Origin of the sequence: Mycobacterium senriense (assembly GCF_019668465.1) — a bacterium.
GTDB lineage: Bacteria > Actinomycetota > Actinomycetes > Mycobacteriales > Mycobacteriaceae > Mycobacterium > Mycobacterium senriense.
Genome location: NZ_AP024828.1, coordinates 840,998 through 857,488, shown reverse-complemented (window position 1 = coordinate 857,488; position 16,491 = coordinate 840,998). Strand labels below are relative to the sequence as shown.

The 16,491-nt window shown below is 69.7% G+C and carries 17 protein-coding genes; 7 read left to right on the top strand and 10 right to left on the bottom strand.

Going from position 1 to position 16,491, the window contains the following annotated elements; all coding sequences use genetic code 11:
• Positions 1-105 precede the first annotated feature (105 nt).
• Positions 106-477: a DUF732 domain-containing protein gene (locus MTY59_RS04165; RefSeq protein ID WP_250160837.1), complete on the top strand. Its 372-nt coding sequence runs from the start codon at positions 106-108 to the stop codon at positions 475-477.
• A gap of 30 nt (positions 478-507) precedes the next feature.
• Here MTY59_RS04165 and MTY59_RS04160 read toward each other — a convergent pair whose 3' ends face one another.
• From MTY59_RS04160 to fadD8, 10 genes are all read right to left on the bottom strand, one after another.
• Positions 508-1,869, bottom strand: a complete 1,362-nt coding sequence (locus tag MTY59_RS04160) for a hypothetical protein (protein WP_221046248.1) — start codon at positions 1,867-1,869, stop codon at positions 508-510.
• A 35-nt stretch (positions 1,870-1,904) separates the two neighbouring features.
• The gene (gene menE, locus MTY59_RS04155) at positions 1,905-3,008 is read right to left on the bottom strand and encodes an o-succinylbenzoate--CoA ligase (protein WP_221046247.1); all 1,104 of its coding nucleotides are present in this window, start codon (positions 3,006-3,008) and stop codon (positions 1,905-1,907) included.
• A 59-nt stretch (positions 3,009-3,067) separates the two neighbouring features.
• On the bottom strand, positions 3,068-3,370 hold the full coding sequence (locus MTY59_RS04150; protein ID WP_221044548.1) for a DUF3349 domain-containing protein: 303 nt from the start codon (positions 3,368-3,370) through the stop codon (positions 3,068-3,070).
• 56 nt (positions 3,371-3,426) lie between these two features.
• Positions 3,427-3,726, bottom strand: a complete 300-nt coding sequence (locus MTY59_RS04145; protein WP_221044547.1) for a hypothetical protein — start codon at positions 3,724-3,726, stop codon at positions 3,427-3,429.
• The gene (locus MTY59_RS04140; protein ID WP_221044546.1) at positions 3,726-4,964 is read right to left on the bottom strand and encodes an inorganic phosphate transporter; all 1,239 of its coding nucleotides are present in this window, start codon (positions 4,962-4,964) and stop codon (positions 3,726-3,728) included. Before MTY59_RS04140 ends, MTY59_RS04145 begins: the two co-directional genes overlap by 1 nt.
• 97 nt (positions 4,965-5,061) lie before the next feature.
• Entirely contained in the window at positions 5,062-5,469 is a 408-nt protein-coding gene (locus MTY59_RS04135) for a VOC family protein (RefSeq protein WP_221044545.1), read from the bottom strand.
• 26 nt (positions 5,470-5,495) lie between these two features.
• Complete coding sequence (locus MTY59_RS04130) at positions 5,496-6,392, bottom strand: SDR family oxidoreductase (protein WP_221044544.1); 897 nt, start codon at positions 6,390-6,392, stop codon at positions 5,496-5,498.
• A gap of 39 nt (positions 6,393-6,431) precedes the next feature.
• On the bottom strand, positions 6,432-7,334 hold the full coding sequence (locus tag MTY59_RS04125) for a 1,4-dihydroxy-2-naphthoyl-CoA synthase (RefSeq protein WP_221044543.1): 903 nt from the start codon (positions 7,332-7,334) through the stop codon (positions 6,432-6,434).
• 13 nt (positions 7,335-7,347) lie between these two features.
• Positions 7,348-7,803, bottom strand: coding sequence for a nitroreductase family deazaflavin-dependent oxidoreductase (locus MTY59_RS04120; protein ID WP_221044542.1), 456 nt, complete (start codon positions 7,801-7,803; stop codon positions 7,348-7,350).
• A gap of 99 nt (positions 7,804-7,902) precedes the next feature.
• Positions 7,903-9,504, bottom strand: a complete 1,602-nt coding sequence (gene fadD8, locus MTY59_RS04115) for a fatty-acid--CoA ligase FadD8 (protein ID WP_221044541.1) — start codon at positions 9,502-9,504, stop codon at positions 7,903-7,905.
• A gap of 132 nt (positions 9,505-9,636) precedes the next feature.
• On the opposite strand from fadD8, the gene MTY59_RS04110 reads away from it, so the two are divergent.
• The 6 genes from MTY59_RS04110 to MTY59_RS04085 are packed head-to-tail and all read left to right on the top strand — an operon-like array spanning position 9,637 to position 16,473.
• Positions 9,637-11,244, top strand: a complete 1,608-nt coding sequence (locus MTY59_RS04110) for an amidohydrolase (protein ID WP_221044540.1) — start codon at positions 9,637-9,639, stop codon at positions 11,242-11,244.
• Positions 11,241-12,212, top strand: a complete 972-nt coding sequence (locus tag MTY59_RS04105) for an o-succinylbenzoate synthase (protein ID WP_221044539.1) — start codon at positions 11,241-11,243, stop codon at positions 12,210-12,212. The genes MTY59_RS04110 and MTY59_RS04105 overlap by 4 nt, the downstream gene beginning before the upstream one ends.
• The gene (locus MTY59_RS04100; protein ID WP_221044538.1) at positions 12,209-12,997 is read left to right on the top strand and encodes an alpha/beta fold hydrolase; all 789 of its coding nucleotides are present in this window, start codon (positions 12,209-12,211) and stop codon (positions 12,995-12,997) included. The genes MTY59_RS04105 and MTY59_RS04100 overlap by 4 nt, the downstream gene beginning before the upstream one ends.
• Before the next feature lie 54 nt (positions 12,998-13,051).
• On the top strand, positions 13,052-14,698 hold the full coding sequence (gene menD / locus MTY59_RS04095) for a 2-succinyl-5-enolpyruvyl-6-hydroxy-3-cyclohexene-1-carboxylic-acid synthase (RefSeq protein ID WP_221044537.1): 1,647 nt from the start codon (positions 13,052-13,054) through the stop codon (positions 14,696-14,698).
• An 11-nt stretch (positions 14,699-14,709) separates the two neighbouring features.
• Positions 14,710-15,267: a DUF3592 domain-containing protein gene (locus MTY59_RS04090; protein WP_250160712.1), complete on the top strand. Its 558-nt coding sequence runs from the start codon at positions 14,710-14,712 to the stop codon at positions 15,265-15,267.
• Between the two features lie 51 nt (positions 15,268-15,318).
• Positions 15,319-16,473 carry a glycosyltransferase family 4 protein gene (locus MTY59_RS04085; protein WP_221044536.1) on the top strand — a complete coding sequence of 385 codons (1,155 nt, stop codon included), beginning with the start codon at positions 15,319-15,321 and terminating at the stop codon, positions 16,471-16,473.
• The last annotated feature ends 18 nt before the right edge of the window (positions 16,474-16,491 follow it).

The following is a 16,491-nucleotide window of genomic DNA, read 5'->3' as shown; positions in this document are numbered from 1 at the left end:
CATGTTCTCCCAGATGACGTCGCCATCGAGTCGAGGGCCAGCCGAAATTCGCGACAGGACAACACCGGCTTTTTGTATAAGGATGGAGCGGTGCGAATGCTTCTCGTGTTGGCGAGTTTCGCCGCGGTCATTGGTGCGGCCACGCCGGCACAGGCCGAGCCGGGCGGCAACCCAGATGCGAACTTCTTGGCGGCGCTCGATCAGGCCGGCGTCCCCTATAAGAACGGCGCCGTCGCCGTCCGGGTCGGCAAGAAGGCCTGTGAATTAATGGATCAGGGCCACTCCCAGGCCGATGTCATCCAAAGTGTGTCGGCAGAAAATGCCGGATTCACCGTGGCGGACGCGACCCACTTCACGACCAGCGCCGTCAGTGCCTATTGCCCACAACACCTCGGCGAACCGACCACCGAGCCGCCGCCCCCGCCGGACTGGTCGAATATTCCTTGGTTTCCCTTCCCGCCGCCGGCGGCTGCGTAGGGTGATGGACATACTTCGGCGCACCGATCTCTACCAGTTCGTCAGGATGATCGTGTTGAGCGCCAGCGCGCCGACAGCGTTGAGCGCCAACCAGATCCGGTGTGAACGCACCGGCAGGAGTGCGGCCGCCGCGGTGAGCCAGACGGTGAACGGCAGCCAGATGCGTTCCACCTCGGCCTTGCTGAGCATGCTCAGGTCCGCGACGACGATGGCGGCCAGCACGCTCAACAGCAGCAGATGAAAACCGGAGCGGCGGCGGATGGCGGGCCAGTCGAACACCCTGCTGATTCCGGCGACGCCGCCCAACCCGATCGCACACACCACGCACGCCAGGTTGGCCCAGCTCCAATACTGGAACGGCCGGAATTTGGCGATGCCCTGCCAATAGCGTTGCTGCACCAGGGTATAGCCGTCGAACCAGAAGAACCCCGCGACGGCGAAGGCGACCGCCACCGCGATCGCGGCCAGCGCCGCCGGGCCCAGGGCCCGCAGGATCGCCCTCCAGTCCGCCGAGCCGTTGCCCGCCCGCTGGGCCGAGGCCAGCACCGCCAACGCCGGCAACCCCATCAGCACCAGGCCGTAGTTACAGAACACCCCCCAGCCCAGCAGCAGGCCCGCGCCCGCGGCCGTCAGCGCGGGGAAGCGGACCGGGCGGTGCACCGCTACGGCCAGCAGCGCGATGCCCCAGGCCGCCAGCCCGGCGAAGTAGCCGTCGGCGGACACCGCCACCCAGATCGCGGTCGGGGCCAGGGCGACGAACGGGGCGGCGCGCCGCGCGGTCGGCTCGTCTGCCAGCGCGCGCACGGCGATCACCACCGCGGCCGCCGCGCTCGAGCCGGCCAGCAGGCACAGCAGCCCGGCCCAGGCGCCGCCGTGCAGGCCGAGCCGGTCCAGCCAGACGAACGTCAGCAGCGCGCCGGGTGGATGACCGGACACGTGGGTGGTCCACGAATTCGGCTGGTAGTCCACAATTCGGCCGGCGAACGTGCGCAGCGTCGCACCGATGTCGGCGATGCCCGGCACCTGCGACAGGTATTCGTCGCGGGTGGTCAGCCGGCCGGCGAAGCCGCGCTGCCAGCCGTCGATCATCGCCAGCGCGAACGCCCACCCGCACGCGGTGGCCCAGCTGCCCAGCGTCAGTGCACGCCACGAAAGGCGTTGCGCGAGAATCGGTCCCCACGCGACCACGGCGATCGCGAGGGCGATGGCCGGACCGGTTCCCCAACCGGCGTGGATCAGCCATTCGCCGAAGATCGGTGCCGCGCCGGCGTGGGTGGCGAACTTCTCGGCACCGACGTCCAGACGCGGCCGCACGCCTGAGTTCATCCGCGGCAGCACGAACGCCGCCGCCACCAGCACCACCCCGATCGTGACCGCTACCGCCTCGCGCACTGCCTCCCGTCGAGCGATCCTCACGAAGGAACAGCCTATTGATCGCTCGGGCCGGCGAATCGGCGCACCAATTCCGCCCGGTCGACCTTGCCGATGCCGCGGCGGGGCAGGGCGTCGACGATGTGCAGCTCGCGCGGCGCGGCGGTGGCGTCCAGGGTGCGGGTCACCTGCGCGCGCAGCGCGTCCAGGGTCGGCGCGGCGGCCCCGTCGCGCACCACGACCGCGGCGACCACCCGCTGCCCCAGCCGGTCGTCGGCCACCCCGAACACCGCGCACTCGCTCACGGCCGGATGGGTGCACAGCGCCGCCTCGACGGGCTGCGGCAGCACGGTCAGCCCGCCGGTGCTGATCGCGTCGTCGGCGCGGCCCAGGACGGTCAGCACGCCCGCGTCGCTGACGGCGCCGAGGTCGTCGGTCGCGAACCAGCCCGGTTCGGCGAACGGATCCGGGTCAACCGGGTTGCGGTAGCCCTTGGCCAGCGTCGCGCCGCCGATGACGATGCGCCCGTGGACCGTGCGCAGCCGCACCCCGTCCAGCGGGACACCGTCGTACACGCAGCCCCCGGCGGTCTCGCTCATCCCATAGGTGCGGACCACGGTGATGCCCGCGGCGACCGCGTCGTCCAGGACCGGTCGCGGCGCGGGTCCGCCGCCGAGCAGCACGGCGTCCAGCTCGGCGAGGGCGGCCGCGGCCGCCGGGTCGCCGAGCGCCTTGGCCAGCTGCGCGGCAACCAGCGAGGTGTAGCGCCGTCCCGGACCCAATGCCCTTATCGCACCGGGCAATTCGGCGATGTCGAAACCCTTGGACGTGACGTCCATCTCGACCGGTGTCGAGCCGGCGAGCAGGCTGCGCACCAGAACCTGCACCCCGGCGATGTGGTGGGGCGGCAGGGCGAGCAGCCAGCTGCCCGGCCCGCCGAGCCGGTGATGGGTGGCCGCCGCGCTGGCGGTCAGGGCGGCGCCGGTCAGCAACGCGCCCTTGGGAATCCCGGTGGTTCCCGACGTCGCCGCGACCAGGGCCACGTCGTCGTCGATGGCCTCCCCGACGCGCAGACCCGCCCGCAGCGCCGTCGACTCGCGATCGTCGCCCGCGGGCAGGGCGACCAGTGCGGGGTCACGCCCGTCCAGGACCCGTTCCAGCGCAGGCAACAGTGACGAGGCCGCAGAACCCGGCGGGACGTGCAGCGCGCGCAATACGGCTATGCCGGGTCCCCGGCCTCGTCGGCGTCCTCGAAGGGCCAACCCTTGGCCGCCAACCGCACCCGCACCCGCTCGACGTCGGCCGGTGACGGCAACTCATCGGTGATCTGGGTGATCAGCACGCCGATGTCGACATCGTCGAACTCGCCGCGCCGAACCAGCTCGCAGGCCACCTCCCTGGCTTCGTCGCTGGACAGCCGGCGGGTCAGCAACGCGAGCACCGGGAAGGTGTCGGTCGGCGGAACGCCTTCCGGATACCCCGCGCGGAGCCAGGAGACGATCGAGTTGAGGAATCCGTTCACGCTCTTACAACACCCCCCGGTGTTTGGCTTGGCAAATCCGTGGGCACCAATCGATGCTACTTGGCCTTGGCTCCGAGGAAAGGGTAGCCAGTGTGATGCGCGATGAAGTCCCGCGAGATGTACGCCAGCGCGAAGGCGATCACCAGGAGCACCACCGCATAGATCGCCCAGGCGATGGCCAGCAGCGCCGGGTTCTTCTGCGGCGCGCCACCATCGGTGCTGACCTGTCCGGCGCCGACCGCGTGGAATCGGAGCCCCAGGGCGAACAGCCCCGGCAATGCGGCACCGGCCAGCATGCTGAAGATCAGGATCTTGAGGGAGGCCTGGTAGTTGAACCAGTCGCTGAAGTGACTCATCAGGCGTTCGCCTTAATCGTGGGGTCGTCGGAGTCGTAACGGGGAGGCGTGGCGCCGGCTGTGGGTCCGGCATCCGAGGGCGGGTGCTGATCGTCGGTACCTTCGAGTCCGGCGGTCAGGTCGCCCTTCCATTCGGCGTTGACGTTGTTGTGGTCGACCTTGACCTTGCGCGACCGGATGTAGATGGCGGCCGAGACCGCGACCAGCAGCCCGAAACCGACGATCGCGCCCGGGTAGCCACCGATGAAATGGACGATCCAATAGGTGAGCGCACCGACCAGCCCGGCCAGCGGCAGCGTGACCAGCCAGGCGACACCCATGCGACCGGCGACGCCCCACCGGACTTCGCCGCCGGGTTTGCCCAGCCCGCTGCCGAGCACCGAACCGGTGCAGACCTGGGTCGTCGACAGCGCGTAGCCGAAGTGGGTGGAAAGCAGGATGACTGCGGCCGAGGACGACTCGGCGGCCATGCCTTGGGGCGACTGGATCTCCACCAACCCCTTGCCCAGGGTGCGGATGATCCGCCAGCCGCCCAGGTAGGTGCCCGCGGCCATGGACAACGCGCAAGCGACGATGACCCATAGCGGCGGCATGGACTCGTTTTTGCTGATCGAGCCGTAGGACATCAGCGCCAGGAAGATGATGCCCATCGTCTTCTGCGCGTCGCCGGTGCCGTGCGCCAGCGAAACCAGCGACGCCGAGCCCCACTGGCCGTAGCGGAACCCGGCCTGGGTGCGACCGGTCTCCAGACCTTGGGTGATCCGGTACACGAGCCAGGTCGCGATCGCCCCGACGGCGATGGCCAGGATCGCGGCCACTACGGCCGGGATGAGTACGTGGGACACCAGGCCTTTCCAGATCACCCCGTGCCCGCCGACGGCGGCGATGGTGGCGCCGACGATGCCGCCGATCAAGGCGTGCGACGAACTCGAGGGGATGCCGAGGAGCCAGGTCAGCAGGTTCCACACGATGCCGCCGACGAGGCCGGCGAAAACCAGCTCCAGCGTCACGATGTGCCCGTCGATCAAGCCTTTGGCGATCGTCGCGGCGACGGCGGTGGACATGAACGCACCCACGAGGTTCAGCACCGCGGACAGCGCGACCGCTACTTTCGGCTTGAGCGCACCACTGGCGATCGAGGTCGCCATCGCGTTGCCCGTGTCGTGGAAGCCATTCGTGAAATCGAAAGCCAATGCCGTGATTACGACAATGATCAAGAGGAACAATTGGATGTTCACAGCGCCTGATTCTGGTGGTAGGAGGTTTACATTGTCGAATGCTGGGAGAGGCGAATTACGGGTATACCTTGACTCGTCGCCAGATGTTACCTCTCAGTTAACCGGCATTTCCGTGTTGTTCACCTCGGGTGTCGCGCCGTAATGGGTGCTCCGGCGGCACCTCGACGAAAATGAGCGTGAGGCCATCCGGATCGGTCACGTGCATCTCTTTCAAGCCCCACGGTTCGCGCCGCGCTTCGCGCGCGATCGTCACCCCGCGGCCCTCCAATTCGCTTTGGGTGGCCGCGATGTCGCGGACCTGCAGCCACAGCGCACCGGGGTAGGCCCGCTGGGAGGGATCGGGCGCGCCGTAACCGGCCAGCTCCAGCAAGGACTGGCCCGCGAAAAAGACTGTGCCAGCGCCGTAGTCGCGCCAAATCGCAAGCCCGATCTCGTCGCGGTAGAAGGCTAGCGAGCGCTGATAGTCCGACGGCCGCAGCAGCATCCGACTGGCCAGGATCTCCATGAAATCGTGTCTACCACGTGGCCTGGTCAGCCATCGGCCTTGCGGTTGGGCTGGATGCTCTGGCGCTGCATGACGGCGTTGACCCAGCGCGGGCCGAAGGTATCCAGCGCCTTCGCGGCGATCGCCATCCGCGGTGCGATGCGCACCGGACGGGTGCGTGCGGCGGTGATCATCCACTCGCCGGCCTCCTCCGACGTCAGCGCCGGCATGCCTTCGTAGGCCTTGGTCGGCGCGATCATCGGGGTGGCGACCAGCGGGTAGTACAGCGTGGTGGAGTGCACGCCCTTGTCGCCCCACTCGGTTTCCACCACCCGGCTGACCGTCGACAGCGCGGCCTTGGAGGCGTTGTACACCGCGAACAGCGGGGAGGCCTCCGAGAGCACACCCCACGTCGAGACGTTGATGATCTGGCCGTCGCCGCGCTCGATCATCCCCGGCGCCAGGCCGCGGATCAGCCGCAGCGGCGCGTAGTAGTTGAGCACCATGGTGCGCTCGACGTCGTGCCAGCGTTCCAGCGACTCGGCCAGCGGCCGGCGGATGGACCGGCCGGCGTTGTTGATCAGGATGTCGATTCCGCCGAGACGCTTTTCGACGTCGGCGACCAGCGCGTCGACGGCGTCCATGTCCGAGACGTCGCACGGGATCGACAGCGCTTCACCGCCGGCGTCGGTGATCCGCTCGGCCAGCGCGTCCAGCAGATCCTGGCGGCGGGCGACGACGACCACGGTGGCGCCCGCCCGGGCGAACTGTTCGGCCGCGGCCTCGCCGATGCCCGACGAGGCCCCGGTGAGCAGGATCCGTTTGCCGGCCAGCTCGATCGGCTTGATCAGCGGACGGTTGACCAATACTTGCGGCGCCATGGGGGGTCGCATGGTTGCCAGCACGAACTGGTCGGCGATCCGGCGGAGGGGACTCTTGCTCACGTGACGCGAGTCTAGGTGGTGCCGCCGGCGCGCCCGCCGCTAGAAGTAGCGGGGGAACCGGCTCCAGTCGGGATCCCGCTTCTCCAGGAAGGCGTCGCGGCCCTCGACGGCCTCATCGGTCATGTAGGCCAGCCGGGTGGCCTCGCCCGCGAACAGCTGCTGGCCCACCAGGCCGTCGTCGAGCAGGTTGAACGCGAACTTCAGCATGCGTTGCGCCTGCGGCGATTTGGCGTTGATCTCGCGCGCCCATGCGATGGCCTCCGATTCCAGCTCCGCATGGTCGACGACGGCGTTGACCGCGCCCATGTGATGCATCTGCTCGGCGGTGTAGGGGCGGCCCAGGAAGAAGATCTCGCGGGCGAACTTCTGGCCGACCTGGCGGGCCAGGTACGCGCTACCGTAGCCGCCGTCGAAGCTGCCGACGTCGGCGTCGGTCTGCTTGAAGCGGGCGTGCTCGCGGCTGGCCAGGGTGAGGTCGCAGACCACGTGCAGGCTGTGCCCGCCGCCGGCCGCCCACCCGTTGACCAGACAGATGACCACCTTGGGCATGAACCGGATCAGCCGCTGGACCTCGAGGATGTGCAGCCGGCCGGCGCGGGCGGTGTCGACGGTGTCGGCGGTGTCGCCACTCGCGTACTGATAGCCGCTGCGCCCGCGGATGCGCTGATCCCCACCCGAGCAGAACGCCCAACCGCCGTCCTTGGGCGACGGTCCGTTGCCGGTGAGCAACACCACGCCGACGTCCGGGGACATACGGGCGTGGTCGAGCACCCGGTAGAGCTCGTCGACGGTGTGCGGCCGAAACGCGTTGCGCACCTCGGGCCGGTCGAACGCCACCCGCACCGTGGCGTCATCGACGTGCCGGTGATAGGTGATGTCGGTCAGGTTGGTGAACCCGTCCACGGGGCGCCAGGCCTGCGCATCAAAGGGGTTGTCACTCAATATGTTTGAACTCCTATTCCGGGTCGAGCCGGAATACCGGACACACGCCGGCCAGCGCCTCGAACTCCTCGGGGCGTCCGTCCTTGACCAACCCAGAGCGTTTCATGAAGCCGACGCCGGTGGGCACCTCGGTGGGGAACGCCCTGAGGAACGGCCGCGCCGCGTCGGCGGACAACTCCACCATCCGCACTCGCTCGGACTGCCGGCCGCGGGCCAGCGTCGCATACTCGGCGGCGCGGACGTTGCGGATCCAATCCGCACCCGGGAATCCGGCCACCACATACCGTTTGCCGTCCACGGTCATCGGCGTCACCGGCGTCGACCGGGGCGTCCCGGACTTGCGTCCGGGCACGGTCAGCACTACCGGGCTTTCGCCGCCGAAGCTCAGGCCGAGCCGCGACATCGCGATGAAGACCTTGTTCGCCGGCTTCAGCCACCACGGTGGCTGGACGCGGTTGCCGCTTCCCATAGGCAGCGACGTTACCGCCTGGCCAGCGATGCGCCGAGTGTGCGGCCAGCCGCACATTCGAACCCGAGTGTGCGGCCAGCCGCACACCGGGCCGGAAACCTAGCCCACCGCGCGCCCGGCGCCCTCCCAGAACTGCGCGCGCACGGCCTTCTTGTCCGGCTTGCCCAGCCCGGTCAACGGGAGCGAGTCGGCGAGCACCACGCGCTTGGGCGACTGCACCGAGCCCTTGCGGTCCTTGACCGCGGCCTGGATCTCGGCGGTCATCTTCTCGATCGCCGCGTCGTCGCGGGGCGCGTCGGAGCGAAGCACCACCACCGCGGTGACGGCCTCGCCCCACTTCTCGTCCGGCGCGCCGACCACACACACCTGCGCGATGGCCGGGTGCTCGGCGACGACGTCCTCGACCTCGCGCGGGAATACGTTGAAGCCTCCGGTGACGATCATGTCCTTGACCCGGTCGACGATGAAGTAGAAGCCGTCCTCGTCCTCGCGGGCCATGTCGCCGGTGTGCAGCCAGCCGTCCTTGAACGTCTCGGCCGTCGCCTCCGGCAGGTTCCAGTAGCCACCGGCCAAAAGCGGTCCGCTGACACAGATTTCACCCGGCTCGCCCTGCGGCACCGGCTTGCCGTCCTCGCCCAGCAGCGCCACCCGCGCGAACAGCGTCGGGCGCCCGCAGGATGTCAGCCGCTTCTCGTCGTGCTCGCCCTTGGCCAGGTAGGTGATGGCCATCGGCGCCTCGGACTGCCCGTAGTTCTGGGCGAAGATCTGGCCGAACCGGCGGATCGCCTCGGCAAGCCGCACCGGGTTGATCGCCGACGCGCCGTAATAGACGGTCTGCAGCGACGACAGGTCGCGGGTGTGCGAATCCGGGTGGTCCATCAGCGCATACAGCATCGACGGCACCAGGAACGTGGCCGTAATGCGCTTTTCCTCAATGGTTTTCAGCACATCGGCGGGGTCGAACTTGGGCAGCACATGCATCTCGCCGCCCTTGATCAGGGTGGGCAGGAAATACGCCGCCCCGGCGTGCGAGAGCGGGGTGATCATCAGGAATCGCGGTTCGGTCGGCCACTCCCACTCGCTGAGCTGGATCTGGGTCATCGAGGAGATCGACTGCGCGGTGCCCATCACGCCCTTGGGCTTGCCGGTGGTGCCGCCGGTGTAGGTCAGGCCGATGACCTGATCGGGCGGCAGGTCCGCGGCGGTCAGCGGCTGCGGGTCGTACTTGGCCGCCTCGGCCGCCAGGTCGACCGCGACGCCGCTGAGCGCCTCGGGCACCGGGCCGATGGTGAGGATCTGCTTGAGCCCGGGCACCTTCTCCAGCAACATCAGCGCCCGCTCGACGAACATCGGGTTGGGGTCGATGATCAACGAGCTGATGCCGGCGTCGTTGAGCACGTAGGCGTGGTCGTCCAGCGAGCCCAGCGGATGCAGGGCGGTGCGCCGGTAGCCCCGGGTCTGCCCGGCACCGATGATCAACAGCACCTCGGGGCGGTTGAGCGACAGCAGGCCCACCGCGACGCCGGTGCCCGCGCCGAGCGCCTCGAATGCCTGGATGTACTGGCTGATCCGCTCGGCCATCTGACCACCGGTCAGCGTGGTGTCGCCGAGGAACAGCACCGGCTTGGCCTTGTGGCGCTTGAGCGCGCCCACGAGCAGGTGGCCGTTATGGGTCGGGTTGCGCAACAGGTCGTCACTCATGTGGCAAGACTAGAACGTGTTGCAATTTGGGTCAGCCGCACCCTGTTCAACATCGGCAATCAGGGCCTGACCCGCGGCGACCCGCTTCGACCGGCTCCGCCGCTCTTGCGATCGCCACTACGATCCCTCCCCATGGGGCAGGCAGATCTCGTCGTTACCGGAACCATCCTGACCGTCGACGAGGCGCGGCCCACGGCCGAGGCGCTCGCCGTCGCCGACGGCGGCAAGATCATCGCCGTCGGCACCCGCCCCGAGGTGGCCGCATTCGCCGGCCCCGACACCCGGACCGTCGACGTCGGTGACGGCTGCGTGATGCCGGGTTTCGTTGAGGCACATGGGCATCCGTTGATGGAGGCGGTCGCGCTGTCGGACCGCATCGTCGACATCCGCCCGGTCACAATGCGCGACGCCGACGACGTCGTCGCGGCGATCCATCGCGAGGTCGCCCGGCGGGCATCCGATGGCGCCTTCCTCAACGGCTGGGATCCGTTGCTGCAGAGCGGCCTTCCGGAACCGACGCTGAGCTGGCTCGACGACATCGCGCCGGACAGCCCGCTGGTCATCCTGCACAACTCCGGGCACAAGGCCTACTTCAACTCGCGCGCCGCCAAGCTGCACGGGCTGAACCGCGACACCCCCGACCCCAAGGGCGCGCGATACGGCCGCGATGCCGACGGCGAACTCGACGGCACCGCCGAAGAGACCGGCGCGGTGTTCCCACTGCTGGGCGGGGCCATCGACTTCGCCGACTACCCGCAAATGCTGCTCGCCGAATGCGCCCGGCTCAACCGCGCCGGCCTGACCACCTGCTCGGAAATGGCCTTCGATCCGAATTTCCGGCCGATAGTCGAGCAACTGCGCGAGCGGCTCACGGTGCGGCTGCGCACCTACGAGATCTCCAACCCGCAGATGTCCACCGCCGCCGCCCCCGGGCAGGGCGACGACATCCTGCGTCAGGTCGGCATCAAGATATGGGTGGACGGGTCGCCCTGGATCGGCAACATCGACCTCTCGTTTCCCTATCTGGACACCGAGGCGACCCGGATCATCGGCGTCGTGCCGGGCTCCTGCGGCTGCGCCAACTACACCGCCGAGCAGTTGCACGAGATCGTCGGCGCCTACTTCCCGCTGGGCTGGCCGATGGCCTGCCACGTGCAGGGCGACGCCGGCGTGGACACCATCCTCGACGTGTACGAAGAGGCCCTCGAGCGCCACCCGCGCGACGACCATCGGCTGCGGCTCGAACACGTCGGCGCCATCCGGCCCGAGCAGCTGCGGCGCGCCCACGAACTCGGCGTCACCTGCAGCATCTTCGTCGACCAGATCCACTACTGGGGCGACGTCATCGTCGACGGGCTGTTCGGCGAGGAACGCGGAACCCGTTGGATGCCGGCCGGATCCGCGGTGGCCACCGGGATGCGCATCTCGCTGCACAATGACCCGCCGGTCACGCCCGAGGAGCCGCTGCGCAACATCAGCGTGGCCGTGACCCGCACCGCGCCGAGCGGCCGGGTGCTCGGACCCGAGGAACGGCTGACCGTCGAGCAGGCGATCCGCGCGCAAACCATCGACGCGGCCTGGCAGCTGTTCTCCGACGACGTGATCGGCTCGCTGGAGGTCGGCAAGTACGCCGATCTGGTGGTGTTGTCGGCCGACCCGCGAACCGTGCCGCCCGAGCAGATCGCCGACCTCGAGGTGCGGGCGACGTACCTGGCGGGTCGCCAGGTCTACCGCGCGTGACGCCGCCGCTCGAGGACCTGCTCGACCGCCTGCACGTGGTCGCGCTGCCCATGCGGGTGCGGTTTCGCGGCATCACCACCCGCGAGGTCGCGCTGATCGACGGCCCGGCGGGCTGGGGCGAGTTCGGGGCGTTCGTCGAATACCAGCCGAACGAGGCCGCGCACTGGCTGGCGTCGGGCATTGAGGCCGCCTACCGGGAGCCGCCGCCGACCCGCCGCGACCGCGTCCCCATCAACGCGACCGTGCCGGCGGTGCCTGCCGCGCAGGTGGCCGAGGTGCTGTCCCGGTTTCCCGGGGCCGGGACGGCCAAGGTGAAGGTTGCCGAGCCCGGGCAGACGCTGGCCGACGACGTCGCGCGGGTCAACGCCGTGCGGGAGCTGATTCCGACCGTGCGGGTGGACGCCAACGGCGGCTGGAGCGTGGGGGAGGCGGCCGCGGCGGCCGCCGCGCTGACCGCCGACGGCCCGCTGGAATACCTCGAACAACCCTGCGCGACGGTCGAAGAGCTGGCCGAGCTGCGCCGCCGGGTCGAGGTGCCGATCGCCGCCGACGAAAGCATCCGCAAGGCCGAGGATCCGCTGGCCGTGGTCCGCGCCGGCGCCGCCGACATCGCCGTGCTCAAAGTCGCTCCGCTGGGCGGGATTTCGGCGATGCTCGCAATCGCCGCGCAGATCGACATCCCAATCGTGGTGTCCAGCGCGCTGGATTCGGCGGTGGGCATCGCCGCGGGGCTGAGGGCCGCGGCGGCCCTGCCGCAACTGCGTCACGCCTGCGGGCTGGGCACCGGCGGGCTGTTCGTCGAGGACGTCGCCGAGACCGCCACGCCGGTCGACGGCTGCCTGCCGGTAGAGCCGGTCACGCCCGATCCGGCGCGGCTGCACGCGTTAGGGGCACCGCCCGAGCGCCGTCAGTGGTGGATCGACCGGGTCAAGGCCTGCCATCGGCTGCTTGTACCGTCGACCGAGTGATCAACCTGGCTTACGACGACCGCGGCTCCGGTGAGCCCGTGGTCTTTATCGCCGGCCACGGCGGCGCCGGACGGACCTGGCACCCCTACCAAGTACCCGCGTTCCTGGCGGCCGGATACCGCGTCATCACCTTCGACAACCGCGGGATCGGCGCCACGGAGAACGCGGACGGCTTCTCCACCCAGACCATGGTCGCCGACACCGCGGCCCTGATCGAGGGCCTGAACGCGGCCCCGGCCCGCATCGTCGGGATGTCGATGGGCGGGTTCATCGCCCAGGAACTCATGCTGGCCCGGCCCGAGCTGGTCACCTCGGCGGTGCTGATGGGCACCCGCGGCCGCATGGACCGGGCCCGGCAGTTCTTCCGCGACGCCGAGGCTGAGCTGGCCGACAACGGTGTCGCGCTGCCCGCCGCGTACGAAGCGAAAATCCGCCTGCTGGAAAACTTCTCCCGCAAGACCCTCAACGACGACACCGCCATCGCCGACTGGATCGCGATGTTCTCCACCTGGCCAGTCAAGTCCACTCCCGGCATGCGCGCCCAGCTGGATATCGCGCCGTACACCAGCCGACTGACCGCCTACCGCAGCATCGCGACCCCGGTGCTGGTCATCGGCTTCTCCGACGACGTGCTCACCCCGCCGTATCTGGGCCGCGAGGTCGCCGACGCGCTGCCCAACGGCCGCTACGTGCAGATCCCCGACACCGGCCATCTCGGCTTCTTCGAGCGGCCCGACGCCGTCAACGCCGCCATGCTCAAGTTCTTCGGCGACGCCACCGGCTGAGCGCGGTTCACCAGCGCTGACAGCGGTTCCTGGAGCCTGTGACAGGCTGTAGGAGTGAACCCCTCGACGACACAGGCTCGCGTCGTCGTCGACGAGCTGATTCGCGGCGGCGTCCGCGACGTGGTGCTTTGCCCCGGCTCCCGGAACGCCCCGTTGGCCTTCGCGTTGCAGGACGCCGACCGCTCCGGCCGCATCCGCCTGCACGTGCGCATCGACGAGCGCACCGCCGGCTATCTGGCCATCGGCCTGGCCATCGCCGCCGGTGCGCCGGTCTGCGTCGCCATGACGTCCGGCACCGCCGTCGCCAACCTCGGCCCGGCGGTGATCGAGGCCAACTACGCCCGGGTGCCGCTGATCGTGCTCTCGGCCAACCGGCCCTACGAGCTGCTGGGCACCGGGGCCAACCAGACCATGGAGCAGCTGGGCTACTTCGGCACCCAGGTGCGGGCCACCATCAGCCTCGGCCTGGCCGAGGACGCCCCCGAGCGGCTGGATGCCCTCAACGCCACCTGGCGATCGGCCACCTGCCGGGTGCTGGTGGCCGCCACCGGATCCCGCACCGCCAACGCCGGCCCCGTGCAGTTCGACATCCCGTTGCGCGAGCCCCTGGTGCCGGATCCCGAACCTCTGGCGCCGACGCCGCAGGGCCGCCCGGGCGGGCGGCCGTGGACCTACACGCCGCCGGTCAGCTTCGACCAGCCGCTGGACATCGACCTCTCACCCGACACGGTCGTCATCGCCGGGCACGGCGCGGGTGTGCAGCCCAGCCTGGCGCAGCTGCCGACCGTCGCCGAGCCGACGGCGCCCGGCCCGGCCAACCCGCTGCACCCGCTGGCGCTGCCGCTGCTGCGGCCCAAGCAGGTGATCATGCTCGGCCGCCCCACCCTGCACCGGCCGGTGTCGGCGCTGCTGGCCGACCCGCAGGTGCCGGTGTTCGCGCTGACCACCGGGCCGCGCTGGCCGGACGTCTCGGGCAATTCGCAGGCCACCGGGACGCGGGCGGTCACCACCGGCGCACCCAATCCGGCGTGGCTGCGGCGCTGCGCGGAGATCAACCGGCATGCGCTGGCCGCCGTGCGCAGCCAGCTCGCGGCGCACCCGCTGACCACCGGCCTGCACGTCGCGGCGGCCGTGGCCGACGCCCTGGCGCCCGGCGATCAGCTGGTGCTCGGGGCCTCCAACCCCGTCCGCGACGCGGCGCTGGTCGGCCTGGACACCCGCGGCATCCGGGTGCGGTCCAACCGCGGTGTCGCCGGCATCGACGGGACGGTCTCGACGGCCATCGGGGCGGCGCTGGCCCACGAACGCGACGGCGGCCCGGATAGCCCGGCGCGCACCGTCGCGTTGATCGGGGACCTGACGTTCGTGCACGACAGCTCCGGGTTGCTGATCGGCCCCACCGAGCCGACGCCGCGCCGGCTGACGATCGTGGTGTCCAACGACAACGGCGGCGGCATTTTCGAACTGCTCGAGCAGGGCGATCCGCGGTTCTCCGACGTGTCGGCACGGGTGTTCGGTACGCCGCACGATGTCGACGTGGGCGCGCTGTGCCGCGCCTACCACGTCGAGAGCCGCCAGATCGAGGTCGGCGAATTGCCCACGGCCCTCGACGAACCCGGGCCCGGGATGCGCGTGCTGGAGGTCAAGGCCGACCGGTCGTCGCTGCGGCAGCTGCACGCCGCCATCAAGGCCGCGCTGTGAGGCGCACTTAGATGGCGGTATCTCCAAAGGTTTTGCTGCGCATCCTGATTCATGGGCGTAGTGACGAACCGCCGAAAACGCGGGCCCGGTTTGCGTTGCGGTGGGGGCGGATTGCGGTGCTGATCGTGGCCGGCCTGGTCACGCTGCAGTCCATGCTGCTGGTGGCCGGCGCCTGGCGCGACGACATCGCGATCACCCATAACATGGGCGTCGCGCAGGCCGAGGTGCTCAGCGCCGGGCCGCGCCGCTCCACCATCGAATTCGTCACCCCCGAGCGGGTCACCTATCGCCCCGAGCTCGGCGTGCTCTATCCGTCCCATCTGGCCACCGGGATGCGCATCTACGTGGAGTACAACAAGAACGACCCGAACCTGGTGCGCGTGCAGCACCGCAACGCCGGGCTGGCGATCATCCCGGCGGGATCCATCGCGGTGGTCGGCTGGCTGACCGCGGCGGCGATCCTGGTCGCGCTGGCGCTGCTGGACAAATGGCTGGACCGTCGCGACGAGCCGGGTGACGCACCGCCCAGCCCGGCAGCAAAAAGTGTCCGACCTGCAAATTTCGCGTGACGTATACACACAGGCAACCTTGTCGACAGCCGACGCTGAGACCGTAGTGATGTGCGCGTTGCCATCGTCGCGGAATCCTTCCTCCCCGAAGTCAACGGTGTCAGCAACTCGGTGATCCGGGTGCTCGAGCACCTGCGCCGGACGGGTCACGAAGCCCTCGTCATCGCCCCCGACACGCCTCCCGGCCAGCCCCGGGCCGATCGCATCTACGACGGGATCCGCGTTCACCGGGTGCCGTCGCGGATGTTCCCCAAGGTGACCACCCTGCCGCTCGGCGTGCCGACGCCCCGGCTGGTGAAGGTGTTGCGCGGATTCGATCCGCACGTGGTGCATCTGGCTTCGCCGGCGCTGCTGGGCTACGGCGGAGTACGGGCGGCGCGGTGGCTGGGGGTGCCGACGGTCGCGGTGTATCAGACCGACGTCCCGGGCTTCGCGGCGAGCTACGGCATTCCGATGACGGCGCGGGCCGCCTGGGCCTGGTTTCGTCATCTGCACGGTCTCGCCGACCGTACCCTGGCGCCATCCAGCGTGACGATGGAATCGCTTGTCGCTCATCGCTTTCCGCGGGTACACCGGTGGGCGCGCGGGGTTGACGTGCTGCGGTTCGCGCCGTCCGCGCGCGACGAGGCCCTGCGCGCGCAGTGGTCGCCGCAGGGCAAGCCGATCGTCGGATTCGTTGGCCGGCTCGCGCCCGAGAAACATGTCGAGCGACTCATCGGGCTGGCCACCGCCGACGCGGTTCAGCTCGTCATCGTGGGCGACGGTGTCGATCGCGACAAGCTGCAATCGGCAATGCCGACAGCGGTTTTCACGGGTGCGCTGTACGGCGACGAACTCGCCGCGGCGTACGCCAGCATGGACGTGTTCGTGCATCCCGGTGAGCACGAGACGTTTTGTCAGGTCGTGCAAGAAGCGCTGGCGTCGGGGTTGCCGGTGATCGCCCCCGACGCCGGCGGCCCACGTGACCTCGTCACCCCGTGGCGAACCGGTCTGCTGTTGGCCGTCAACGAGTTCGAGTCCCGGTTGCCCGATGCGGTCGCACACCTGATCGCCGAACGGTCGCGTTACGCGCTGGCCGCCCGGCGCAGCGTGGTCGGCCGGAGCTGGCCGGTCATCTGCGACGAACTTCTCGGCCACTACGAGGCGGTGCTGTCGCCGTTCGTGCGCCGGCAACTCGCCGCGACGCGCTACGCGCAGGGCGAATGAGCTAGGGCCGTGACGCTC

Bases quoted from the DNA above. Each gene is read 5' to 3' on its own strand.
- fadD8 (WP_221044541.1), bottom strand. From the start codon at position 9,504: ATGAGTGACGACCTGTTGCGCAACCCGACCCATAACGGCCACCTGCTC.
- MTY59_RS04090 (WP_250160712.1), top strand. From the start codon at position 14,710: ATGGCGGTATCTCCAAAGGTTTTGCTGCGCATCCTGATTCATGGGCGT.
- MTY59_RS04110 (WP_221044540.1), top strand. From the start codon at position 9,637: ATGGGGCAGGCAGATCTCGTCGTTACCGGAACCATCCTGACCGTCGAC.
- MTY59_RS04135 (WP_221044545.1), bottom strand. From the start codon at position 5,469: ATGGAGATCCTGGCCAGTCGGATGCTGCTGCGGCCGTCGGACTATCAG.
- MTY59_RS04145 (WP_221044547.1), bottom strand. From the start codon at position 3,726: ATGAGTCACTTCAGCGACTGGTTCAACTACCAGGCCTCCCTCAAGATC.
- MTY59_RS04120 (WP_221044542.1), bottom strand. From the start codon at position 7,803: ATGGGAAGCGGCAACCGCGTCCAGCCACCGTGGTGGCTGAAGCCGGCG.